Below are 24,073 nucleotides of genomic sequence, written 5' to 3'. Positions count from 1 at the left end.
GGGGAGGGAAGGGTGGTTGAATCTGTCGCCTGTTCGCCCGGATGGATAAGCAACGCGGCCCCTGGTCATGCTGCGCCGCAACAATGATGCCGCAGCGCTGTGAAGTGTGCGGATTTTCGCACATCGCCGGACCCCATGTCGTGCGGATTCTCGCCCTCGCCATTTCGCCAAATGCTTGATGTTGTTGGATTCAGCAATTGGCCCACCGCTTGCTTTCATAGGCAATCAGTTGGGGGCCGCCCGCCCAGCCGGCGCCGAATGCCGGACGAAAGAACGGGCACCCCGCCAGGAACGCCGTTCTGAGGAACGCCACGAGGAGAGCAGCATGAGCGCAGACGCGACCGCCGTCCGGCATGGCACGGTGAAGAAGCCCTTCTACACCAACCTGACCTTCCAGGTTCTGACCGCCATCAGCATCGGCATCCTGCTGGGGCACTTCTACCCGTCCATCGCGGTGGAGATGAAGCCGCTGGGCGACCTGTTCATCAAGATGGTCAAGATGGTCATCGGCCCGATCGTCTTCCTGACAGTGGTGACCGGCATCTCCTCCATCGGCAACCTGAAGAAGGTCGGCAAGGTCGGCGGCAAGGCGCTGCTGTATTTCGAGGTGGTGACCACCTTCGCGCTCGGCATCGGCCTGATCGTCGTCAACCTCGTCCGCCCCGGCGCCGGCATGAACATCGTCCCCGGCCAGCTGAAGGCCGACGCGGTGCAGAAATACGCCACCTCCGCCAAGGAGCATGGCTTCATGGACTTCGTCGTCGGCATCGTGCCGGACAACGTCGTCGGCGCCTTCGTCCAGGGCGACATGCTGCAGATCCTGTTCTTCGCGGTGGTGTTCGGCGTCGCGCTGTCCGCCATGGGCCAGAAGGGCAAGGTCGTCGAGGACATCTTCGACAAGATCAGCCATGCGCTGTTCGGCGTGATCGGCATCCTGATGCGCGTCGCCCCGGTCGGTGCCTTCGGCGCGATGTCCTTCACCATTGGCAAGTACGGCATCTCGTCGCTGACCGCTCTCGGCCAGCTGATGGCGTCGGTCTACCTCACCATGGCGATCTTCATCTTCGTCGTGCTGGGCAGCATCGCCAAGGCCTACGGCTTCAGCATCTGGAACTTCATCCGCTACATCCGCCAGGAACTGCTGATCGTTCTCGGCACCTCGTCCTCCGAATCCGTGCTGCCGCGGATGATGGAGAAGATGCAGAAGTTCGGCTGCTCCAAGCATGTCGTCGGCCTCGTCATCCCGACCGGCTACTCCTTCAACCTGGACGGCACCTCGATCTACCTGTCGATGGCCGCGATCTTCATCGCCCAGGCCTTCAACGTCGACCTGACGATCTGGCAGCAGCTCTACATCCTGGTCATCCTGATGCTGACCTCCAAGGGTGCGGCGGCGGTCACCGGCGGCGGCTTCGTGACCCTGGCCGCCACCCTGTCGGCCACCGGCGTCCTGCCGATCGAAGGTCTGGCGCTGCTGTTGGGTGTCGACCGCTTCATGTCGGAAGCCCGTGCGCTGACCAACCTGATCGGCAACGGCGTGGCCACCGTCGTCGTCGCCAAGATGGAAGGCGAGTTCGACGAGAGCAAGGCGGTCGCCGAATACCAGCAGCACTTCAAGGAGCCGGCTCTGGCCCGTCTGTGAGCATCTGCACAAGACGCGCGGCAAGCATGCGCGGGCCGGTTTTGGAAATTCCAAAGATGATCCATCCGGCCCGGCAAAGGTTCCTGTAAGATCAGGGGGACGCTTCGATTTGGTTCGAATCGTCCCCTTCTGTATTCCGGGTGGTTGGCGCATCAGCCCGAATGGGCTATAACCACCATCCAGGTGAAGTGAACCCAAAGAATTAACTGAAATCTCGTTAACCGGAGGAAGAGACCCGATGTCCGGCGATTTTGAGGCGATGGCGCTTGAGTATCACCGCAACCCGCGGCCCGGTAAGCTGGCAGTCGTCGCGACCAAGCCCATGGCCAACCAGCGCGATCTTGCACTGGCCTATTCGCCGGGCGTGGCCTACGCCTGCACCGCCATTGCCGAGGATCCGTCGAAGGCGGCGGAGCTGACGGCGCGCGCCAATCTGGTCGCCGTCGTCACCAACGGCACCGCGGTTCTGGGGCTGGGCAACATCGGGCCGATGGCCGCCAAGCCGGTGATGGAAGGCAAGGCCGTCCTCTTCAAGAAGTTCGCCGGCATCGACTGCTTCGACATCGAGCTGAACGAGCTGGACGTCGATGGTCTGGTCGACACCATCGTCCGGCTGGAGCCGACCTTCGGCGCCATCAACCTGGAAGACATCGCCGCCCCGGCCTGCTTCGAGATCGAGCGCCGCTGCCGCGAGCGCATGAAGATCCCGGTGTTCCACGACGACCAGCACGGCACCGCCATCGTGGTGGGTGCCGCCGTGCTGAACGGGCTGGCGCTGGTCGGCAAGGACATCTCGAAGGTCAAGGTCGTCTCCACCGGCGGCGGGGCCGCCGGCATCGCCTGCCTAGACCTGATGCTGTCGCTGGGCGTGCGGCGTGAGAATGTCTGGCTGGTCGACCGCATCGGCGTGGTCCACAAGGGCCGCAACGAGGAGATGAACGAATACAAGGACGCCTACGCGCACGACACCGAGGCGCGCACGCTGTCCGACGTCATCGACGGCGCCGACATCTTCCTCGGCCTGTCGGGCGCGAAGGTGCTGAAGCCGGAGCTGCTGGCCCGCATGGCCGACAAGCCGCTGATCCTGGCGCTCGCCAACCCGGAGCCGGAGATCATGCCGGATCTGGCGCGCGAGGCCCGTCCGGACGCCATCATCGCCACCGGCCGCTCCGACTTCCCCAACCAGGTCAACAACGTCCTGTGCTTCCCCTTCATTTTCCGCGGTGCGCTGGACGTCGGCGCCACCACGGTGAACGAGGCGATGAAGATCGCGGCGACCCACGCCATGGCCAACCTCGCCCGTGCCGAGCCGTCGGACGTGGTTGCCGCGGCCTATGTCGGTGAATCGCTGCGCTTCGGCCCCGACTACATCCTGCCCAAGCCCTTCGACCCGCGGCTGATCGTCGAGGTCTCCTCGGCCGTCGCCAAGGCCGCCATGGATTCGGGCGTCGCCACCCGGCCCATCGCCGATTTCCGCGCCTATCAGGACCAGCTGAACCAGTACGTCATCCGCTCCGGCCTGTTCATGAAGCCGGTCATCACCAAGGCCAAGACCGCGCCCAAGCGCGTCGTCTATGCCGAGGGCGAGGACCCGCGCGTGATCCGCTGCGCCCAGGTGGTGGTCGACGACGGCATCGCGCACCCGGTGCTGATCGGCCGCCGCGAGGTGATCGAGCGGGTGATCGGCGAGATGGGCCTGCGCCTGAAGATCGGCCAGGACGTGGAGGTCATCGAGATCATCCGCGACCCGCGCTATCACAACTTCACCGAACATTACCGCAAGCTGATGGGCCGCCGCGGCGTGTCGCCCAGCCATGCCGCCAACGTGGTCCGCACCCAACCGACCGTCTTCGGCGCCCTGATGGTCCGCCGCGGCGAGGCCGACGCGCTGGTCTGCGGAACCACCGGCCGCTTCAATGAGCATTGGGCGCACATCTGCGGCCTGATCGGCCTGCGCGACGGCGTGAAGGTCGCCGCGACGATGAACGCGCTGATCTCGCAGAAGGGCGTCCACTTCATCACCGACACCTACGTCAACCCCGACCCGACCGCCGAGCAGGTGGCCGAGATCGCCCGGCTGGCGGCGGACGAGGTGAAGCGCTTCGGCATCGAGCCGAAGGTGGCTCTGCTGTCCCATTCCAACTTCGGCAGCGCCGACACCCCCTCGGCCCGCAAGATGCGCGCGGCGGTGGAACTGGCGTCCGAACAGATGCCGGATGTCGAGATCGACGGCGAGATGCATGCCGACGCCGCCCTGGCCCCGGCCATCCGCAAGGAGGTGCTGCCCGACAGCCGGCTGAAGGGGGAGGCGAACCTGCTGGTCATGCCGACGCTGGACGCCGCCAACATCGCCTTCAACATGATGAAGATCCTGGGCGAGGCGCAGAATGTCGGCCCGATCCTGCTGGGCGTCCAGCGGCCGGTCCACATCGTCACCCCGTCGGTCACCACCCGCGGTCTGGTCAATATGACCGCCGTCGCCGTGGTCGACGCCCAGCTCGCCGACCCGGTCAACGCCGCTCCGACCCCGCCTGCCGGCGTGGGCGCGTAAATCAAGGGAGGACAGGGGGCGCGGTGGTTGCCGCGCCCCCATTCCACCGCATCGGAATCGTGCTATCCCTAACCCGTAGCCAACAGGACCGGCACGGGGCATGAACAACCAGCGCAATTCCGGGCAGCGCAATTCCGGCAACACCGCAGCGGCGACCGCCGCGGCTCTGGTCGGGCAGGCCGTGCCGCTGCACCAGTCGGGCCGTTTGGCCGAGGCGGAAGCGCTCTACCGTCAGGCGCTCGCCGCCCAGCCGCGCCAGCCGGACGCCCTGCATTTGCTGGGCATGATCGCCTGCCAGACCGGCCGCTTCACCGATGCCGCCGACCTGATCGGGCAGGCGGTGGCGGCCAAACGCGATGTCCCCGATTACCACGCCAACCTCGCTTACGCCCTCCAGGCGCTCGGCCGCCCGGCCGAGGCGGAACGCGCCGCCCGCAACGCCCTGCGCCTGCGCCGCCCGTTCCCGGAGGCGGCCAACACGCTGGGCAACGCGCTGAACGCCCAGGGCAAGGCGGAGGAAGCCGCCGATGCCTACCGTGCCGCCCTGCGCGCCCGTCCCGATTATGCGGAGGCGGAAGGCAATCTCGGCAGCGTGCTGCGCAGCCTCGGCCGCTCGGCGGAGGCGGAACCGCTGCTGCGCCATGCAGTGGCAGCCAACCCGTCCCTGCTGGAGGCGCGCGCCGCCCTCGGCCTCGCCCTGCTCGACCTGGGGCGGAGCGAGGAGGGAGAGGCGGCCTTGCGCGCCGTGCTGGCCCACCGGCCGGATCATGCGCCCGCCGCACTCGCCCTGGCCGGATCGCTGCAACGCCGCGGTGCCGATGCGCTGCCGGCCCACCGCCGCCATCTCATGCTGGAGCCGGCGGATGCCGAGGGTTGGAACGCCCATGGCCTTGCCCTCCAGCTTGCCGACCGGATCGCCCCGGCCGGCGATGCCTTCGCCCGTGCCCTGCGGCTCGCCCCGACGATGGCGGAGGCGATGACCAATCTCGGCACCGTCCGTCGCCTGCAAGGACGGATCGTGGAGTCCGCCGATCTGCAACGACGGGCACTGGATCTGCGGCTGGGTTATGCCGCCGCCCACACCAATCTTGCGCTCGCCCTTCAGGATCTCGGCGACGATGCGGCTGCCGAGCAGGAGTTCAGCCACGCCCTGAAGGCCGATCCGGCGCAGGCGCTTGCCCGCTTCAACCGGGCCATCCTGCGCCTGCGGCAGGGCCGGCTGGCGGAGGGGTGGGAAGACTACGCCGTCCGCTTCGAGTCCGGCCGCCTGGAACCGAAGCGCCCCTTCAACATCCCGGAATGGGACGGTGGCGACCTCGCCGGGCGCCGCCTGCTGCTGTGGGCCGAACAGGGGCTGGGCGACGAGCTGATGTTCGGCGCCCTGCTGCCGGAGGCCCTGGCCCGCTTTCCCGGCACCATCGTCGAATGCGAGCCGCGGCTGGTCCCGCTGTTCCAGCGCTCCTTCCCCGGCACCAGCGTGCGGGGGCCGACGCGAAGGCCCGCCGATGCCGACTGCCATCTGGGCTTCGGCTCCCTGCCTCGCCTGCTCTGGCGGACCGCCCCCGTGCCGCCCCCCGCCGGCTGGCTGAAGCCCGACCCGTTGCGGGTCGCGGCGTGGCGGTCGCGTCTGGAGGCGCTCGGTCCCGGCCTGAAAATCGGCATCGCCTGGACCAGCCAGCGCCTCACCACCGAGCGCCGCCATTCCTATACGGAACTGGCGGACTGGGCGCCCCTGCTGCGCCTGCCCGGCCTGCATGCGGTCAGCCTGCAATATGACGGACGGGAAGCGGAGATCGCGGCCATCGAGGAACGCCTGGGCGTGCGCGTCCACCGTTGGCCCGACCTCGATCAGATCGCCGATCTGGAGGGCACCGCCGCCCTGATGGCGAACCTCGACCTTGTGGTCACCGTGGCCTCGTCCGCCGGGGAGATGGCGGCGGCGCTCGGCACTCCGGCTTGGCGTCTGGGCCGCCGTGACTGGACCCAGCTCGGCACAGCTGTTCGCCCGTGGTTTCCCTCCATGCGCTGCATCCAGCCGGATGCCGGCAATAGCATTAAAAACTCAATACAGAAGGCAGTTCAGCTGCTTATCGGACTTTCTGCAGGTGATCTGTGAACACTGCCGACTGGTTTGCCGAGGCGCTGCGCCATCACCAGCATGGAGCGCTGGACGCTGCGGAGCCCCTGTATCGACGGGTGTTGCAGGCCGAGCCGCTCCATGCCGACGCTCTGCATCTGCTCGGCGTTCTCAACCATCAACGCAATGATAACCTTCAAGCCGTTGAACTGATTTCCAAAGCTGTCGATCTGGCCCCCGGAGTGGCGGACTATCACGCCAATCTCGGAATCGTTCTGCAACGTCTGGACAGGCTCGTGGACGCCGAGGCCGCACAGCGCCGGGCACTGGAACGCGATCCCGGCCATGTCGGCGCCCATTTCAATCTCGGCCTTGTCCTGGCGGCGCAAGCCCGCTTGGCGGAGGCGGCGGACCACTATGCCGAGGCCGCCCGGCTGTCGCCCGATCTGGCCGACGCGCACCTCAATCTCGGCGCCGCCCTGCAAGGTCTCGGGAGAGCGGACGAGGCGTTGACGTCCCACACCCGTGCGGCGGATCTGCTGCCGGGCGATCCCCGTCCCTGGACCAACCGGGCCGTCAGCCTGCGCCAACTCGGCCGGCTGGACGAGGCTGTCGAGGCCTTGCGAATGGCCTCGGCATTGGGTGGAGGGGCCGCCGATGCTTCGGCCTTGTCCGCACTGGCGGCCGCCCTCCATGCCGCCGGACGGATGGAGGACGCGGCGGAACGCTATGCCGATGCCCTGCGGCTGGATCCGCGCGATGCATTCTGTCTCAATGGCTTGGGGCTTTGTCTTAAGGCTCTTGGTCAGCTGGAGGACGCCGCGACCTGCTTCGACGCGGCCACCGCCATTCAGCCCGACCATGCCGACGCGCTGGACAATCTCGGCAGTGTCCGCACCATCCAGGGCCGCCCAGCCGAGGCGGAGGCCCTGCACCTGCAGGCGGTCCGCCACCGGCCCGATTTCGCCGGCGCCTGGAACAATCTGGGCAATGCCCGCCACGCCGCCGGCCGCACCGCCGACGCCTGGAGGGCGTGGCATGCGGCTCTGGCGCTGGACCCGGGACTGGCGGAGACACACACGAACCTCGGCAACGCCCTGCGCAGCGCCGAGCGTTTCGCCGAGGCCGGGCGGTCGCAGCGCCGCGCCATCCTCCTCGCCCCGCTGGAGGCGCCGGCCCGCAACAATCTGGGCCATCTGCGCCAGGGCCGGCACGACTATGCCGGTGCCGCCGACTGCTACCGCAGCGCCCTGGCGCTCGACCCTGCCTATGGCGAGGCGTGGAGCAATCTGGGGCTGGCTCGCCAACGGCTGGGCGACAGCGGGGAGGCGGAGCACTGCTACGACCGGGCGCTGACCCTCCGGCCGGACCTGTCGCTGTCCCACTTCAACAAGGGCCTGCTGCGGCTGGAGGCCGGCGATCTCGACCGCGGCTGGCCCGGCTATGCCTGGCGTTTCGGATCGGGTCAGGTCGGACAGGCGCGTCAGCCCCGCGCCCCGGCCTGGCGTGGCGAGGATCTGACCGGCCGCCGCCTGATGATCTGGGGGGAGCAGGGCGTGGGAGACACCATCCTGTTCTCCGCCCTCTGCCCGGAACTGGCCGGACGGGCCGTCTCCACCATTCTGGAGATCGACCGCCGTCTGGTGCCGCTGTTCGCCCGGTCCTTCCCCACCCTGCGGGTGCGGGCGGAGGCGTTGGACGGGCAGGGGCGGGAGGCGATGGCGATCCCGGACTATGACCGCCACGTGCCGATGGGGTCCTTGCCCCGCGCCCTCCGCCGCCGGCTGGCTGATTTCCCGGCGCGGCCATCCTGGCTGGTGCCCGATGCCGGGCTGGTGGAGCGGTGGGGCGCGCGGCTGGCGGCCCTCGGTCCGGGCCTGCGCATCGGCATCGGCTGGCGCAGCCAGATGATGACCTCCGAACGCAGCGCCGCCTATCTGCCGCTGGACGCCTGGGCCCCGCTGTTCGCGCTGCCGGGCATCCACTGGGTGCTGTTGCAATATGGCGAGGTGGAGGAAGAGGCCCGGCAGGCCGAGGAGCGCTTCGGCATCCGCCTGCACCGCTGGGACGACCTCGACCGCAAGGACGATTTCGACGGCGTCGCCGCCCTGATCGCAGGTCTGGACCTCGTCATCTCGCCCGCCATGTCGATCGGCGAACTGGCCGGCGCGCTGGGCACCCCGATCTGGCGCTTCGGCACCCGCGACTGGACGCAGTTGGGAGCCGGCGTGCGCCCCTGGTATCCGTCGATGCGGCTGTTCCAGCCCCGCCCCGGCGAGCCGCTGTTGGCGACGATGGCCGACATGGCGCGTGCGCTGAAGTCACTCTCCCCCAAGCGGATACCCTCTCCCCCCCGGGGAGAGGGCTGGGTGAGGGGGTCGCACAGCACGGATTCTCGGGAAAGCCACGCTATGCCTCCCCCTCACCCCGACCCTCTCCCCGGGGGGGAGAGGGAGATTATGCCGGATGGCGAGTGGCTGGCGGCGCAGGCGGTCGCCCTGCACCGGCAAGGCCGGTTCGCAGAGGCCGAAGCGCTGCACCGGCAGGCCGTCGCCATGGCTCCGACCCAGCCGGCCGCCTGGACCAACGGCGGCCTGACCCTGCTTCGGCTCGGCCGTGTCAAGGAAGCCATCCACTGGCACCGGCTTGCGGTGGCGCTGAACCCGGCCTTTGCCGAAGCGCTGGGCAATCTCGGCGTGGCGCTCCAGGCCGATGCCGCCGCACCCGAGGCCGCCACGCTGCACCGCCGCAGCGCCCGGCTGCGCCCGATGCAGGCGGAAGTCTGGGGCAACCTCGCCGCAGCACTGCTCGCCACCCGCCGCTTCGCCGAGGCGGCAAACGCCTGCACCCGTGCGGCGGCCCTGGCGCCGGCTCTTGCCGGGGTGCTGACCACGGCCGGCGCGGCTGCGAAAGGACTGGGGCGCTTCGCCGAGGCCGCCCGCCAGTCCCGCCGGTCGCTGCGCCTCGTCCCGGCATCGCCCAAGGGCTGGTCGAACCTGGGCATGGCGTCGGCCGGGCTCGGGCGCTGGGACGACGCGCTGCACGCCCACCGCCACGCGATGGCACTCGCCCCCGACCTGCCGGATGTGCTGGTCAACCACGGCCACACGCTGCTGATGCGGGGAGAGTGCCGGCTCGCCGCCCTGTTTGCCGACCGCACGCTGAGGCTGGCCCCCGGCCGGGCCGAGGTGCGGATGAACCGGGCCCTGCTGCGGCTGGCCGACGGCGATCTCGGCGGCGGCTGGGCCGACTATGCCCACCGCTTCGCCACCGGCGACGCCGTGTCCCGCCGCTTCGACATCCCCGAATGGCAAGGCGAACCGCTGGCCGGCCGCCGCATCCTGGTGTGGGGAGAGCAGGGGCTGGGCGACGAGATCCTGTTCGGCACCGCGCTGCCCGATCTGCTCGCTCAGGCGGGGACGGTCATCGTCGAATGCGACCCGCGCCTTGCCGGGCTCTTCGCCCGCGCCCTGCCGGCGGCAGAGGTCAGGGCGCCCAGCGCGGATCCGCGGGATGCCGATTGCCACGCGCCACTGGGCAGCGTCGCGGCACGGCTGCGGCCGGATTTGCGACGGTTCCGCGCAACCAGCCCGTTCCTCAGCCCCGACCCCGGACTGGCGGCGGGCTGGGGCGAAAGGCTGGCGACGCTCGGCCCCGGCTTGCGGGTCGGCATCTGCTGGCGCAGCAGCCGGATGACGGCGGACCGGGCCGGCGCCTACAGCCGGGTCGCACAATGGTCACCGGTCTTCGGCATCCCTGGCATCGCCTTCGTCAGCCTGCAATATGACGGTCACGGCGCGGAGCGGGAGGAGGTCCTGCACCGCTTCGGCACCGTCCTGCATCACTGGCCCGATCTGGACCAGCGCAACGACCTTGACGGGGTGGCGGCGCTCATGTCCGGCCTGGATCTGGTCATCTCCGCGCCGACCGCGGTGGGGGAACTGGCCGCGGCGCTCGGCGTGCCGGTCTGGCGGATCGACGGGGCCGGGGACTGGTCGGCCCTGGGAACGGCGGTGCGGCCCTGGTTCCCGACGATGTCGCTGATCGGCCGGTCCGGCGACCTTGACGCCGCTCTTGCGGCAGTCGCGCGGCGCCTTCGCCGACTGGCTGACGACCCTTCCCGGTCGGGGTGACCATCGGAGAGTGGATGATTCGGCGCAATTCCGCATTGCGATTCCCGAGCGCGCCCATTATCGACTATGGCCGCCGGGTTCCGCGCAGGGTGGATGACCCGGCGCCCGCTCCGTCGTAAGCTGCTCCGGCAAGCCGAATGACGACAGCGGGACTTCAGCGAAAGGACGGTCGGTGCGGTCTGAGGACGCTCTTGCCAACATAGACGTCGCGGTGCTCGCCGGCGGGCTCGGCACGCGCATCCGGGGCGTTTTGGGTGACACGCCGAAGGTCCTGGCCCCGATTGCGGGCCGCGCCTTCCTCGGTCACCTGCTCGATTATCTGTCCACCTACGGGTCGCGCCGCGTGGTGCTGTGCCTGGGCCATCTGGCCGACCGGGTGACGGCCTGGCTCGCCCGCGGCGATTCGGCCGGCACCATCGACGTGGTCTGCCAGATCGAACCGCGCCCGCTCGGCACCGCAGGCGCACTCGGCTATGTCCGCAAGGAGTTGCGCAGCAGCACCATCCTGGTGGTGAACGGCGACACCTTCCTCGACGCCGACCTGCGGGCCTTCATCGCCTCGCACCGGCTGTCGGGGGCGGAGGCGTCGGTGCTCTGCGTGACGGTGGAAGACGCGTCCCGCTTCGTGCGGGTGGAGATCGGTCCCGACAGCCGTGTCCGCCGTTTCCTGGACAAGGCGCCGGGGGCGGGCACCATCAATGCCGGGGTCTATCTGTTCTCCGCCGCCTTCCTCGACCGCTTCGTCGCGTCGGGTGAGGTGTCGCTGGAACGCGACGTGCTGGAAAAACTGCCGGCCGGCACGCTGAACGCCCATGTCGCCAAGGCCCGCTTCCTCGACATCGGCACGCCGGAGAGCCTTGCCACGGCCGCCAGCGTCATTGCCGGCCGGGAGTCCTGAGGGGGGACTCCCGGCGCGCCGTCCCGAGGGCCGCAATTTACCCCCGCACGCCCCCGGTCTGTCGCTGGACAGGCGCAAAGTGCCGCGCCAAGATGCTGGGCACCCCGATCCCGCGTGCCGTGGTAGGACAGCCACGCCGTCTCTTACGGACCCGCGCCATGGCCGTCATCCTCATCCGTGCCGACGCCTCGCCGACCATCGGCACCGGCCATGTCATGCGCTGTCTCGCCGTGGCGGAAGCCCTGCGCGACCAGGGGCACGAGGCGCTGTTCGCCGCCGTGGAATCCACCCCCGCCATCGACCGCCGCCTGACCGCCGACGGCTTCCGCCATGTCTCCATCGCCGGCCCGGTGGGGGAGGCGGCGGATCTGGCCGCCACCCGCTCGCTGCTGCGGCGGGAACATGGCAGCGCGGTGATGCTCGACGGCTACCGCTTCGGCGAAGCCTACCGCGCCGGGCTTCAGGCGGCGGGCGCACGGGTGCTGGCCTGGGACGATCTGGGCGACGGCACGCCGCTGCACGCCGACCTCGTCGTCAATGCGGCACCGCAGGCCGCCGCCCTTCCCTATGACGCGATGGCGCCCGGCGCCCTGCTGCTGCTCGGCCCCGGCTATGCCCCGCTGCGGCGGGAGGTGCGGCAGGCGGCGCAGGCGCAACGGCTCGGCATCGCCGGCCGGCCGGTGCTGCTGGTGACCTTCGGCGGTTCCGACCCGCTGGGATTGACGGGCCCGGTCCTGGAGGCGTTGGCGAAGCGGCGGCCCGACGGCTGCCGGATCGTCGCCGTCGTCGGCGGCAGCAACCCGCGCGCGGCGGAGGTGGCCGGGCTTGCCGGCGATGGGTTTGCCGTGGAGATCGACTGTCCGCGCATGGGCGCGCTGATGGCGGAAAGCGGGCTGGCGGTGTCGGCCGGCGGCGGCACCATGGGCGAACTGGCGGCCCTGGCGGTGCCGACCCTGCTGGTGGTCACCGCCGACAATCAGGCGATGGCGAGCAGCGATGCCGCGGCGCTCGGCTGGAGCAGCGCCGTGGACGCCCGTGGCCGCCCCCCGGCCGAGGCGGCCGGGATCATCGCCGAGCGAGCGCTCGCTCTATGGGCCGATGCGGGACGGCGGCAGCGGATGCAGGATGCCGCCGCGGCGCTGCCGCTGGATGGCGAGGGAGCGGTGCGCATCGCCTGCGCCCTCACCGGCCCGGCTCCGAAGTCAGGCAGCGCCGCCCGGCGTCGGACGGCGCTCGCCTGAGGTTTTACTGGAGGTTGCTTGCGTCAGCTGACCACCCGCCAGGTGCCGTCCGCCTGCTGGCAGGCGGTGCCGAAGCCCTGCTGGGTGCGGCCCTGGACGACGATGGTCGTCTGATATTCACGGCAGAGCTGACCCTGCGGCCCGGTCCCCTCGCGCACGGGGGTATAGGTGCCGTAATTGCCGGTCTCCGGGTTGTTCCAGCGCACGGTGCTGCCGGTCGGCGCGCTGTAGGCGTTGACCGCCGCCTGCTGGGCATAATTCTGGTCTGCACGGTCGAGCGAGGCGCCGGCCGCATTGCCCAGCGCCGCACCCAGCAGCGTGCCGACACCCACCGCCACCAACTTGCCGCTGCCGCCGCCGAAGCGCGAGCCTGCCAGACCGCCGACCACGCCGCCCAGCACGGTGCCGGCCGTCTGCTTGTTGGCGCTGACGCCGCCATAGGAATCGCCGTAGCCGGGCTGGGCGCAGCCGGCAAGCGGGGCCGCGAGCAGGCTGGCGGACAGCACGGCGGCGAGGAAGGGGCTGGCTTTCATGGTGGCTCTCGTCCTGTTGGGTCCTGTTGGGATCGGCACGAAACCGTCCGTTCCTGACGCCATCAACATGGCTGACCCGCATCTTATTCCCGGTGCGTGACGCGGTGCCTCGGTTGCTCCTATGATCGACCCAACGGTTCCACAAAGGAATCGACGACAAGCCCTTGGGAGGGAACGAACATGCTGCCCAACGCGGACAGCTGGGACGGGGTATCCCGCGCCTTCGCCTGGCGCGTGCCCGACCGCTACAACATCGGCGTCGACGTCTGCGACCGCTGGGCGGAGGCGGAGCCGGACCGCATCGCCCTGATCAACAAGCGGCGCGACGGCGGGGTCGAGGAATACCGCTTCTCCGACATCCGCGCCCTGTCCAACCGCTTCGCCAACGCATTGGCGGCGCAGGGCGTGGCGCGCGGCGACCGGGTCGGCATCCTGCTGCCCCAGGCGCCGGAAACCGCCATCAGCCACGTGGCTGTCTACAAGCTGGGCGGCATCGCCGTTCCGCTGTTCTCGCTGTTCGGGGTGGAGGCGCTGGAATACCGGCTGGCCAATTGCGGCGCCCGCGCCGTGGTCACCGATGCCGTGGGCGCCGCCAAGATCGCCCAGATCCGCGACCGCCTGCCGGACCTGCGCGCCGTCTTCCGCATCGACGGGTCGGGGCCGGGCTGCCTCGACTGGCACGGACTGTGCGATGCGGCATCCGACAGCTTCACCCCGGCCGACACCGGCCCGGACGACCCGGCGCTGATCATCTACACCTCCGGCACCACCGGCCAGCCGAAGGGGGCGCTGCATGCCCACCGGGTGCTGCTGGGCCATCTGCCGGGCGTGGAGATCTCGCACGACCTGTTTCCGCAGCCGGGCGACCGCATCTGGACGCCGGCCGACTGGGCGTGGATCGGCGGGCTGCTCGACGTGCTGCTGCCGGCCTGGCACCATGGCGTGACGGTGGTGTCCCACCGCTTCGAGAAGTTCGATGCCGAGGCCGCCTTCGCCCTGCTGGCCGAGTTCAAGGTGCGCAACGCCTTCCTGCCGCCGACCGCGCTGAAGATGATGCGGGCGGTGAAGAACCCGCGGGCGCGCCATGCCATCGACATGCGATCGGTCGCCAGCGGCGGCGAGACCCTGGGCGCCGGGCTGCTCGACTGGGGACGCGAGACCTTCGGCGTGACGATCAACGAGTTCTACGGCCAGACCGAGTGCAACATGATCGTCTCCTCGGCTGCCACGCTGATGGCGCCGAAGCCCGGCATCATGGGGCGCCCGGTCCCCGGCCATGACGTGGCGGTGATCGACGGCGAGGGCAACCGGCTGACGCCGGGGCAACTCGGCCTGATCGCGGTGCACCGCCCGGATCCGGTGATGTTCCTCGGCTATTGGAACAACCCCGACGCCACCGCGGCCAAATTCATCGGCGATTGGCTGGTCACCGGCGACCAGGGCGAGTTGGACGGGGACGGCTACATCCGCTTCGTCGGACGGGACGACGACGTCATCACCTCGGCCGGCTACCGCATCGGCCCCGGCGAGATCGAGGATTGCCTGATCGGCCACCCCGCCGTCCGCATGGCGGCGGTGGTCGGCGTGCCCGATCCGCTGCGCACGGAGATCGTCAAGGCCTTCGTCGTCCTTCAGGAGGGCGTGACGCCGGACGATGCGCTGGTCACCTCCATCCAGGAGCATGTGAAGACCCGGCTGGCCGCGCACGAATATCCGCGCGCCATCGAATTCATGGAAAGCCTTCCCATGACCACCACCGGCAAGATCATTCGCCGGGAGTTGAGGAACCGCTCGTAATATCATGATCGAATTGATTTTATTGGCTGCGGCATTTTTCGCCGGGGCGATGAATGCCGTTGCCGGCGGGGGCAGTTTCCTGACCCTGCCGGCCCTGATCTATGCCGGGGTGCCGCCGGTCGCCGCCAATGCCACCGGCACGGTCGCCCTGCTGCCCGGCTATGCCAGCGGGGTCTACGGCTATCGCCAGGACCTGACGCCGGTCGGCACGCTCAGCCTGCCGCTGCTGTCGGCGGTCAGTCTGGTCGGCGGTCTCGCCGGGGCCGGGTTGCTGCTGGTGACGCCGGATTCGGTGTTCCGCGGCATCGTGCCGTGGCTGCTGCTGCTGGCGACCGGTCTGTTCGCCTTCGGCACCATGCTGGCGCAGCGCCTGCGCAGCCTGGGACTGCACGGCAACGGGGCGATGCTGGGCACGCTGTTCGTCGTCTCGGTCTATGGCGGCTATTTCAACGGCGGGCTCGGCATCCTCCTGCTGGCGCAGCTGAGCCTGTTCGGCATGACCGACCTGAACGCCATGAACGGGCTGAAGAACCTGTTCTCGGCGGTGCTGACCGCCATCGCCGTGGTGGCCTACGCCGCCGGCGGCGCGGTCGAATGGCCGAAGGCGCTGCTGATGACGGTCGCGGCGGTCGCCGGCGGCTATGTCGGCGCCCGCCTGGGCCGCCGGATTCCGAAGCCCGTGCTGCGCGCCGGCATCATCGCTGTCGGGCTGGTGATGAGCGCGGTATTCTTCCTGAAATGATCGCGCTATAGAGGGCGCAACTTTGCGCCTGTCCGGACCCCCGCCGCCATGCTGACCGTATCCAATCTCGACCTGTACTATGGTGACGCCCAGGCGCTCGACGGCGTCACGTTGCAGGTGGCGGCGGGGCAGACCACCGCCATCGTCGGCGCCAACGGGGCGGGCAAGACCTCGCTGATCCGGGCCATCGCCGGAATCCTGAAGCCGGCGCGCGGCAGCATCCGCTTCAAGGACCGCGAGATCGCCGGCCTGCCCAGCCATGTCGTCTGCGACCTCGGCGTCGGGCAGGTGGCGGAGGGGCGGCAGATCTTCCCGACGCTGAGCGTGCGCGAGAATCTGGAGATGGGCGCCGTCATCCCGCGCGCCCGCGCCGGCGCGCGCCAGACCTACGACCGCGTGCTCGACCTGTTCCCGCGCCTGCGCGAAAGGCTGGATCAGGCGGCCGGCACCCTGTCCGGCGGCGAGCAGCAGATGCTGGCCATCGGCCGTTGCCTGATGGGCAAGCCGGAACTCATCATGTTCGACGAGCCGTCGCTCGGCCTGTCGCCTGCCCTGGTGCAGGAGCTGTTCCGCATCATCCGCTCGCTGGCCGCCGAGGGCATGACGATCATTCTGGTCGAACAGAATGTCGCGGCCTCCCTGCGCATCGCCCAGACGGCTTACGTGCTGGAAAACGGCCGCGTCGTCCTGTCGGGAACGGGGGAGGCGCTGCTGGCCGACCCGGCGGTGAAGCAGGCCTATCTCGGGCTGTGACGCCACCGGCCCTCCGGCCGGCGTTACCCCCCTTATCCTCCTATCGTTGAATATACGAACCATCTACAGTCCTCGTAAGCTGGCAGTCCAAAGAATGAGCGGACGGGGACCATGGCGGCAGGCTGTAGCAGACGGGCGACCTTGCTGGCGGCCGGCGCGCTTCTGGCGTCGGCGATGGTCCGGACCGCCGCGGCCTCCGAGTCCGCCGCCAGCCGTCCGGCCGTCCGCGCCGGGGTGCTGAAATTCGGCACGGTCAGCTGGGAACTCGACACCGTCCGCGCCAATGGTTTCGACAGGCAGGCCGGGATCGACCTGCAACTGGTCGAGCTGGCCGGCAACCCCGCCACCCAGGTGGCGCTCCAGGCCGGTGCCGTGGAGATCATCGTTTCCGACTGGCTGTGGGTGTCGCGGATGCGCAGCAAGGGGGAGGCGCTGTGCTTCATCCCCTATTCGACCGCCGTCGGCGCGCTGGTGGTTCCCGCCGGGTCGAAGATCGCCGGGGTCGGCGACCTGCGGGGCAAGCGCATCGGCGTCGCCGGCAGTCCGCTCGACAAAAGCTGGCTTCTGCTCAAGGCGTTGGCGGCCGACCGGCACGGGCTGTCGCTCGACCGCGATGCGCAGCCCTTCTTCGCCGCCCCGCCCCTGTTGAACAGCAAGGTCGCCGACGGCGACCTCGATGCGGTGCTGACCTATTGGCCCTTCGCCGCCCGGCTGGAGGCGAAGGGCATGCGGGTGTCGATGACCGTGGCCGACATGCTGGAGGCATTGGGCCAGCCGGCGACGGTGCCGTCCATCGGCTATGTCTTCCGCGAGGAGTGGGCGCGCGCCAACCCGGCCGCCCTTGCCGGCTTCCAGGCTGCCACCGGTCAGGCGAAGACCCTGCTGGCGCAGTCCGACGCCGCTTGGCAGCGGCTCGCCCCGCTGATGCAGGCGGAGGACGATGCCACCTTCCGCACGCTGCGTGACCGCTACCGCGACGGCATCCCGCGCCGCTGGACGGAGGAGGAGCGGGCAGGGGCCGCGAAACTCTATGCGCTGATGGCAAGGCTGGGCGGACGGGACCTGGTCGGCGATGCACCCGCCATCGCGCCCGGCACCTTCTGGACCGGCGGGGCGTAGCCGGTGCGCCGCGCCCTGATGCCTGTCCTGATGCCGGTGGTCTCGATCCTGCTGCTGCTGGCGCTGTGGCAGGCCGCGGCGATGATCGTCGGCGGACGCCTGCTGCCGGGACCGCCGGTGGTGGCCCACGCCCTGCTGCGCGAGGCGGAGAGCGGGGCGCTGTTCCATCACATGGGCGTCACGCTGCTGCGCGTGCTGGCGGCCTTCGCGCTCGCCATGTCCATCGGCGTCGGCATCGGCCTGCCGATGGGGCGCTCGCCAGTCCTCGACCGGCTGTTCGGCCCCTGGTTGGTCTTCTTCCTGAACCTGCCGGCGCTGGTGGTCATCGTGCTGGCCTATGTCTGGTTCGGCCTGACCGAGGCGGCGGCCATCGGTGCCGTCGCCATCAACAAGATCCCCAACACGGTGGTGCTGGTGCGGGCCGGCGCCCGCGCCATCGACGAGGGGCTGGTCGACATGGCCCGCGTCTACCGCCTGTCGCCCGCGGACCGGCTTCGCCATGTGCTGGTGCCGCAACTCACCCCCACAATCGCCGCGGCTGCGCGGTCCGGCCTGGCGCTGATCTGGAAGATCGTGCTGGTGGTCGAACTGCTGGGCCGCAGCGACGGTGTCGGATTCCAGATCAACCTCCTTTTTCAGACCTTCGATGTCGCAGGAATCCTGGCTTACACCATCGCGTTCGTGGCCGTGGTCCAGCTTCTGGAATACGGCGTCCTCCAGCCGGCCGAGCGGCATTGCCAGCGTTGGCGGCGGATGCCCGCTGACGCTTGAGATCCGCTCCAAGCGCTTCGGCGCGGTGGAGGCGGTGCGCGGCCTGACCCTGTCGGCCCCGGCGGGGGAGGTCGTGGCGCTGGTCGGCCCCAGCGGCTGCGGCAAGACGACGGCGCTCGGCATCGTCGCCGGGCTGGACCGCGCCTTCGACGGCGTGGTGGAGGTCGGACCGCGGCCGGACGGCGGACCGGCCCGCATCGGCTATGTCTTCCAGGAACCGCGCCTGCTGCCCTGGCGCACGGTGCGGCAGAATCTGGCGCTGGTCCTGCCGCGGGCGCAGCGGCGCGGGCCGGCGGTCGACGCCATGCTGGAGGCGCTGGAGCTGTCGCCCTTCGCCGACCGCTTCCCGACCCAGCTGTCGCTGGGGATGGCGCGGCGGGTGGCGCTCGCCCGCGCCTTCGTGGTGGAGCCGGACCTGCTGCTGATGGACGAGCCGTTCGTGTCGCTGGACGAACCGACGGCGCTCCGGCTCCGCGGGCTGCTGTCGAACTTGCTGGACCGGCGGCCGACCACCGTGCTGCTGGTCACCCACAATCTGCGCGAGGCGTTGGCTCTGGCCGACCGGCTTCTCCTGCTGGCGCCTTCGCCCGGCCGGGTGGTGGCGGAGGTGCCGGTGGCCGTTCCCCGCGCCGCCCGCGACGACGCCACCATCGAGGCGCTGCGCCGCGACCTGCTGTCCCGGCCGGAGCCGGCCTTCCGCCTGCTGGCCTGAGGCAACGGGCCGACCCTGCGCGGCCTGTGGGTCCATTTGCCGCTCGTCCGTTCACGAACGCTGCGCTATCGTGGCCGCATCCTTGCCGGGAACGCCCGGCGTTTGCAGAGGGCGTCGAAGCCGGATGGCTTTCGGTCGGATGACAGTGCGGCAGGTGCGGCGGCTCGGCCTTGTGGCCGGGATGGCTGCCCTTTTGCTGCAAGTCATCGCCTGGGGCTGGATGCCCCTGATGAGCAGCCGGATCGCCCAGGCCGGGGAGACCGTGTCCCTGGCGATCTGCTCCTCCGGCGGCCTGACCACCATCCAGGCCGCTGCGGCCGATTTCGCGATCCCCCATGACGGCGATCCTGGGAAGTCGCCGGACCCGGCGTCGCCCGGAACCGGCCATTGCCCGCTCTGCCCGCTGGTGACCGGGCTGGCCTTGCCGCCGCCGCTGCTGGCGGTCGGCCCCGCTCTTGCCATGGACCGCGACACCCGCCTGCTGCCGGCCGAGCATGTCGCCGCCGGCTGGTTCCTGTCGACCCTCCAGGCGCGGGCTCCCCCACCGCTCGCCTGATTTTCCTCCCGCTTCGAGTCATCGCCGCTGCCGGCCGCCACGCCCGATCCCTGTGCGGATTCCCGCGCTCCGGTCGCCGCAGCGATCACAAGCACAAGCGTGCCCGCTGCACGCCCCATTTCCCGAGCCCTGCGGTGTCATCCGCCGTGGCGGCCACCCCCTGCCATTCACATCCGCATTCCAGGAGAAGAGTCCATGAAGCGCATTCTCGGCATCGCCGCAGCCCTCGCCCTGTTCGGTGCCGGCACCGCCCTGGCCCACGGCTTCAAGGCCGGTGCAATCGAGATCGGCCACCCCTGGGCCCGCGCCACCGCGCCGTCCGCGCCGAATGGCGGCGCCTATCTGTCGCTGACCAACACCGGAACGACGGAAGACCGTCTGGTCGGCGCCTCCACCCCCGCGGCGGAGAAGACCGAACTGCACACTCATCTGAACGAGAATGGCGTGATGAAGATGCGCGAAGTCGCCGGCGGCATCCCGGTCCCGGCGGGCGAAGCGGTGAAGCTGGCGCCGGGCGGGCTGCACATCATGCTGCTCGGCCTCAAGCAGCCGCTGGTGAAGGGCGCCCACATCCCGATGACCCTGCGCTTCGAGAAGGCCGGCGCCGTCGAGGTCGAGATCGCCATCGAGGCGGCTGGGCAGGCCGCGGCGCCGGCCGAAGGCCACAGCATGGGGGCTGCCGGCGCCGGCCACACCCACAACGCCGCACCGGCCCAGAAGCAGTAACGGAAAAGGCCGCCGGCAGGGAAACCCGCCGGCGGCCTTTTCTACACCCCACGCCCTTATTCGGCCGGAGCGATCCCCACCGGCTGGGCCAGCCTCGCCGCCTCGGCCGCCCGATAGCGGGGCGACAGCACGCCGAACCGGCGCGCCCACCAGGCGGTCAGCGGCGGCGTCAGCAGGGCGGTGACGACCACGCTGGTGGCGATCAGCGCCGTGGCGGACGGAGCGACCGGCGCGAAGGTCGGCTCGATGGAAGCGATGATCGGCGGCACCGTCACCGCGGCCCCGGCGGTGGAGGCAGCACCGATGCCCGCCGTGCCGTTGCCCTTCGCCAGCAGGATGTCGGCCAGCACCAGCATGAAGCCGGTGACGGCGATGACGCCCAGGCCCAGCACGATGCCCAGCAGGCCGGTGTTGAGGATGGTCGAGAAGTTCAGGTTGTTGCCCAGCGCGAAGGCGAAGAAGGGAACCATCACCGAGACGCCCTGGGTGAAGAAGGCCCGCAGATCCTTGTCGAGGTTGCCCAGCGCGAAGCCGATCAGGAAGGGCAGCAGGGCGCCGACCATCGTCTGCCAGGGGAAGGCGGCCAGACCGGCGATGCCCAGCGTGACCATGGTCATGAAGGGGCCGGATTCCAGGCACATCAGGCAGAAGGCGCCGGCTTCCTCTTTGGTGCCGTACTGCTGCATCAGCGCCATGTACATGCCGCCGTTGGTGTCGTTCATCACCGCGATGATCGCCAGCACCGACAGGCCGGAGAAGAAGCCCGAGGTGATGCCCTCCGCCGGGATGAACCAGGAGGCGATGACGCCCGCCATCGCCGCGGTGAGGATCTTGACCGAAACCAGCACGCCGCTCTTGCGCAGGACCAGCGGGGTAGCCTTCAGGCTGATGCTGGCGCCGATGCAGAAGAACCACACCGACAGGATCGGCAACGTGCCGGTGATCAGGCCGTTGGTGAAGGAGCCGAAGAATTTCCCCGTATTGGGAGCCAGCGTGTTCAGGCAGGCGCCAAGAAACAGGGGGACGATCATCATCCCGCCGGGGATGCGGTCGATCCGGGATTTGATGTTCATGGAAGACACTCCTGCGAATTTCATCCCGTCGCCGCCGCGCCCCTTCGCCATCGGGCATGTTTCAGCGGCCGTTAATCTCGTTGAAAGCGGCAGCCAAAGCGCCGCCTTGTGCATACTAGTATACAAGTTAGCTGGCCATTGTCAAAGCGGCTGATTGTCAGCCGCGACAGGTTGTCGCGCCGGGCGGGAAGCGGAGAGGGAAAGCGGGAGGCCGGGGAGGCAGCAGGCAGAGTCAGCATGCCGGAAGCGGCACGCAGGGCTGCGGCTGGACCGGGGTCGGTCCACAATGTCGATGCGGGTGCAGGCCGGTCCGCCGGTGCCGGTGGCGGCGGAACCGGCGGGACAGACGGTCAGCGCGGCCGGTGGCGGGCGAGGGCGTCGGTGATGTCGATGTCGCGGAACGGCTTGCCGATCACCGGCCGGGTGCGGTGGGCATCGGGCAGGCCCTCGGCGCCATGGCCGGTGGTGAAGATGAAGGGAATGCCGGCGCCGGCCAGCCGGTCGGCCACCGCGTCCACCCGTTCGCCACGCAGATTGACGTCGAGAAGCGCGATGTCGAATCCGCCTGCTTCGATCATTTCCAACGCCGCGGACACCGAACCCGCCGGGCCGAGACAGGCGACTCCCCGGTCGATCAGGGCGTCCTCCAGGCTCATGGCGATCAGCGGTTCGTCTTCGACGATCAGGACGGTCAGGTTCGACAGATTAGCGTCGGTCACTGTGGGCTCACTCGCGACGACAGAGGAATGACAAGCCGGCATCGCACGCCGGCGGTTTCGAAAGCAAGGGCTACATCGCCCTCCAACTCATGCGCCAGACCGCGCTCGATCAGGCGGGAACCGAAGCCGCGCCGGGTCGGCGGCGCCACCGGCGGCCCGCCGCTCTCGCGCCAGCGCAGCACCAGCGCGCCGGCACCGCTCCGGACGGATCGACCGCCGGTTTGGCCGGAATCGGCCTGACCGGAGCTGGCATGATTGGAACCGGCCTGACTGGAACTCGATTGGCACACGCCATCGCGCACCGGCGTTTGGCCCGGCTTGACGATTTCCCAATCCAGGTCGACACGGCCGTCTTCCGCCGACAGCGCACCGTATTTCGCTGCGTTGGTGGCAAGTTCGTGAAAGGCGAGGTGCAGCGACACCGCCACGCCGGTGGTCAGATTGACCGGCGGGCCGGCAACCTTGACGCGGCCGGCATGGACATGGGGCTCCAGCGTCAGCGCGGCGATCTCGCTCAGCGAGGCGCCCTGCCAATGGCGGCGGGTCAGCAGATCGTGGGCCTGGGCCAGAGCGCGCAGGCGGGACTGGAAGGCATCGGGGAAGGCCTCCACCGACGGGGCCGCGCGCAGGGTCTGCTTGGCGATGGACTGCACCATCGCCAGCGTGTTCTTGACCCGGTGGTTCAGCTCCTCCAGCAGCAACAGCTGCCGCTCCTCGGCCTTCTTGCGATCGGTGATGTTCAGCGAAACGCCGGCCATCCCGGTCGGCGCACCGTCCTTGTCATAGATGGCGCGGCCACGAACCTGCACCCAATGGACGCTGCCGTCGGGCCAGATCGTGCGGTATTCCATGTCCAGCGGGGAACCGCTGGACACCGCCTGGCGAACCATCGCCTGCTGATGCTCGCGGTCGTCGGGATGGACCCGCTCCAGCAGGCGGTCGTAGGTCGGGATGTCGGCCGGATCGGCCAAGCCGAGGTTGGCGGCGCAGATCGACGAGACGCGCAACCGTTTGGTCGCCAGCGTCAGCTCCCAGGATCCCAGCCGCCCGGCCTCCAGCGCGAAGCGCAGCCGTGCCTCGCTCTCGGCCAGCGCGGCACGCTTGTCGGCCAGCTCGTTGCGGTCGCGCGCCTCGATCAGGGCACGGCGGACCACCACCTGCAACCGCTCCATCCGCAGCTTCACGACATAGTCGGTGGCGCCCTTCTTCAGCGCCTCGATGGCGTTCTCCTCGCCCAGCATGCCGGACACGAAGATGAAGGGCACCCGCGGCAGGCGGTCGCGCGCGATGGCCAGCGCCGACATGCCGTCGAAATCGGGCAGGTCGAAGTCGGACAGGATCAGGTCGAAGGGTCCGCCGTCGGTGACCGCCTCGATGAAGGCCTGCCGCGTCTCGACGCGATGCACGTCGAACGCATGGTCGTCGATCATCAGAAGATGCTCGCGCACCAGATCGGCGTCGATGCCGCTGTCCTCCAGCAGGAGGACGCGGCAAGGCGTCGGCGGGCCCAGACCCGCGGCATCGCCGGCGGCGGTGTCGATCACGTCAGCCATCAGGTGCCGCGTGGCCGGCGGGGATGGCAGCCGGGCGGCGGCTCGTTCAGAATCGCCCAGAAGCTGCCGATGTCGCGGATCGCGTCGAAGAACTCCTTGAAGCCGACCGGCTTGACCACGAAGGCGTTCACCCCCAGGCGATAGCTGCGGACGAGATCCTGCTCCTCCTTGGAGGAGGTCAGCATGACCACGGGGATGGCGCGGGTGTTCTCGTTCGCCTTGATCCGCTGCAACACCTCGATCCCGTCCACCTTCGGCAGCTTGATGTCGAGGATGATGACGGCCGGATATTTCGGGTCGGTCGGCTTCGACACCGCCTGCCCGTCGTCATGGAAAAGATAGGACAGCGCCTCGGCCCCATCGCGGGCGACGACGATGTCGTTGGCGAGTTGCGCCTCGGCGAACGCCTCCAGCGTCAGCTCCAGATCCTTCGGGTTGTCCTCGACCAGCAGGATCGGTTTCAGCGTGGCCATGGGG

General features: G+C 69.6%; 19 protein-coding genes. 14 read left to right on the top strand and 5 right to left on the bottom strand.

The window, feature by feature from the left end:
• Positions 1-325 precede the first annotated feature (325 nt).
• From CRT60_RS16890 to pseG, 6 genes are all read left to right on the top strand, one after another.
• The gene (locus tag CRT60_RS16890; RefSeq protein ID WP_098737675.1) at positions 326-1,642 is read left to right on the top strand and encodes a dicarboxylate/amino acid:cation symporter; all 1,317 of its coding nucleotides are present in this window, start codon (positions 326-328) and stop codon (positions 1,640-1,642) included.
• A 238-nt stretch (positions 1,643-1,880) separates the two neighbouring features.
• Complete coding sequence (locus CRT60_RS16885) at positions 1,881-4,193, top strand: NADP-dependent malic enzyme (protein WP_098737674.1); 2,313 nt, start codon at positions 1,881-1,883, stop codon at positions 4,191-4,193.
• 100 nt (positions 4,194-4,293) lie between these two features.
• On the top strand, positions 4,294-6,309 hold the full coding sequence (locus CRT60_RS16880) for a tetratricopeptide repeat protein (RefSeq protein WP_098737673.1): 2,016 nt from the start codon (positions 4,294-4,296) through the stop codon (positions 6,307-6,309).
• Positions 6,306-10,403 (top strand): tetratricopeptide repeat protein, encoded by a 4,098-nt coding sequence (locus tag CRT60_RS16875; protein WP_098737672.1) that lies wholly within the window; start codon positions 6,306-6,308, stop codon positions 10,401-10,403. Before CRT60_RS16880 ends, CRT60_RS16875 begins: the two co-directional genes overlap by 4 nt.
• Before the next feature lie 172 nt (positions 10,404-10,575).
• Positions 10,576-11,301, top strand: coding sequence for a nucleotidyltransferase family protein (locus CRT60_RS16870; protein WP_098737671.1), 726 nt, complete (start codon positions 10,576-10,578; stop codon positions 11,299-11,301).
• Between the two features lie 158 nt (positions 11,302-11,459).
• Positions 11,460-12,542 carry a UDP-2,4-diacetamido-2,4,6-trideoxy-beta-L-altropyranose hydrolase gene (gene pseG, locus CRT60_RS16865; RefSeq protein ID WP_098737670.1) on the top strand — a complete coding sequence of 361 codons (1,083 nt, stop codon included), beginning with the start codon at positions 11,460-11,462 and terminating at the stop codon, positions 12,540-12,542.
• A 23-nt stretch (positions 12,543-12,565) separates the two neighbouring features.
• On the opposite strand, the gene CRT60_RS16860 is transcribed toward pseG, so the two are convergent.
• A complete protein-coding gene (locus CRT60_RS16860) occupies positions 12,566-13,075 on the bottom strand; it encodes an RT0821/Lpp0805 family surface protein (RefSeq protein WP_098737669.1) in 510 nt (169 codons plus the stop codon).
• Between the two features lie 180 nt (positions 13,076-13,255).
• Between CRT60_RS16860 and CRT60_RS16855 the strand changes: the two genes are divergently transcribed.
• The 8 genes from CRT60_RS16855 to CRT60_RS16820 all read left to right on the top strand — a co-directional run bounded on the left by CRT60_RS16855 (position 13,256) and on the right by CRT60_RS16820 (position 20,251).
• Positions 13,256-14,872, top strand: a complete 1,617-nt coding sequence (locus tag CRT60_RS16855; protein WP_098737668.1) for an acyl-CoA synthetase — start codon at positions 13,256-13,258, stop codon at positions 14,870-14,872.
• A gap of 4 nt (positions 14,873-14,876) precedes the next feature.
• Complete coding sequence (locus tag CRT60_RS16850; protein WP_098737667.1) at positions 14,877-15,614, top strand: sulfite exporter TauE/SafE family protein; 738 nt, start codon at positions 14,877-14,879, stop codon at positions 15,612-15,614.
• A 48-nt stretch (positions 15,615-15,662) separates the two neighbouring features.
• Positions 15,663-16,367, top strand: a complete 705-nt coding sequence (locus CRT60_RS16845; protein WP_098737666.1) for an ABC transporter ATP-binding protein — start codon at positions 15,663-15,665, stop codon at positions 16,365-16,367.
• A 111-nt stretch (positions 16,368-16,478) separates the two neighbouring features.
• Complete coding sequence (locus tag CRT60_RS16840) at positions 16,479-17,486, top strand: ABC transporter substrate-binding protein (RefSeq protein ID WP_098737665.1); 1,008 nt, start codon at positions 16,479-16,481, stop codon at positions 17,484-17,486.
• Positions 17,487-17,504: 18 nt separating this feature from the next.
• Positions 17,505-18,257, top strand: coding sequence for an ABC transporter permease (locus CRT60_RS16835; RefSeq protein ID WP_244592544.1), 753 nt, complete (start codon positions 17,505-17,507; stop codon positions 18,255-18,257).
• A 34-nt stretch (positions 18,258-18,291) separates the two neighbouring features.
• Complete coding sequence (locus CRT60_RS16830) at positions 18,292-18,969, top strand: ABC transporter ATP-binding protein (protein WP_244592543.1); 678 nt, start codon at positions 18,292-18,294, stop codon at positions 18,967-18,969.
• A gap of 229 nt (positions 18,970-19,198) precedes the next feature.
• On the top strand, positions 19,199-19,525 hold the full coding sequence (locus CRT60_RS16825) for a DUF2946 family protein (protein ID WP_244592542.1): 327 nt from the start codon (positions 19,199-19,201) through the stop codon (positions 19,523-19,525).
• Between the two features lie 195 nt (positions 19,526-19,720).
• Positions 19,721-20,251, top strand: coding sequence for a copper chaperone PCu(A)C (locus tag CRT60_RS16820; protein ID WP_098737663.1), 531 nt, complete (start codon positions 19,721-19,723; stop codon positions 20,249-20,251).
• Positions 20,252-20,307: 56 nt separating this feature from the next.
• On the opposite strand, the gene kdgT is transcribed toward CRT60_RS16820, so the two are convergent.
• The 4 genes from kdgT to CRT60_RS16800 form a co-directional block, all read right to left on the bottom strand.
• The gene (kdgT, locus tag CRT60_RS16815) at positions 20,308-21,324 is read right to left on the bottom strand and encodes a 2-keto-3-deoxygluconate transporter (protein ID WP_098737906.1); all 1,017 of its coding nucleotides are present in this window, start codon (positions 21,322-21,324) and stop codon (positions 20,308-20,310) included.
• 350 nt (positions 21,325-21,674) lie between these two features.
• On the bottom strand, positions 21,675-22,043 hold the full coding sequence (locus tag CRT60_RS16810) for a response regulator (protein WP_098737662.1): 369 nt from the start codon (positions 22,041-22,043) through the stop codon (positions 21,675-21,677).
• A complete protein-coding gene (locus CRT60_RS16805; RefSeq protein ID WP_098737661.1) occupies positions 22,040-23,596 on the bottom strand; it encodes a sensor histidine kinase in 1,557 nt (518 codons plus the stop codon). Before CRT60_RS16805 ends, CRT60_RS16810 begins: the two co-directional genes overlap by 4 nt.
• Positions 23,596-24,069: a response regulator gene (locus CRT60_RS16800; protein ID WP_098737660.1), complete on the bottom strand. Its 474-nt coding sequence runs from the start codon at positions 24,067-24,069 to the stop codon at positions 23,596-23,598. Before CRT60_RS16800 ends, CRT60_RS16805 begins: the two co-directional genes overlap by 1 nt.
• Positions 24,070-24,073 lie beyond the last annotated feature (4 nt).

This window comes from Azospirillum palustre (assembly GCF_002573965.1).
Lineage (GTDB): Bacteria > Pseudomonadota > Alphaproteobacteria > Azospirillales > Azospirillaceae > Azospirillum > Azospirillum palustre.
This window is presented reverse-complemented; position numbering and strand designations above follow the sequence as displayed.